This window comes from Streptomyces sp. URMC 124, assembly GCF_051386455.1.
Classification (GTDB): Bacteria; Actinomycetota; Actinomycetes; order Streptomycetales; family Streptomycetaceae; genus Streptomyces.
The window spans coordinates 1-239 of sequence record NZ_JBPQTS010000643.1 but is presented as its reverse complement, the minus strand read 5'-3'; the positions used below and the strand labels follow the sequence as shown (position 1 = coordinate 239).

Below are 239 nucleotides of genomic sequence, written 5' to 3'. Positions count from 1 at the left end.
ATTCTCAACCGTGCTGGAATTAGGGGAAGAGGCCCCCTGAATAAAAAGCATGATGATCTTGGTGGAGGTAATAGTGGCGGTAATGGTGGTGGTAGTGGCAGCGGTAGCGGTTGTGATAGCGGTGATCGTGGCGGTGATGGTGACGGTAAGAAGTCGGAGGATGAGGGGACGGGAAAAGGTGGTACTAAACTAACAGATCCATCTTTACCTAATGGAGGTAAGCCTAAAGGGGACTATGG

The 239-nt window shown here is 50.6% G+C and carries 1 pseudogene; it reads left to right on the top strand.

Going from position 1 to position 239, the window contains the following annotated elements:
- Positions 1-239, top strand: a pseudogene (locus ACSNOG_RS34010) (hypothetical protein); the annotation flags it as partial.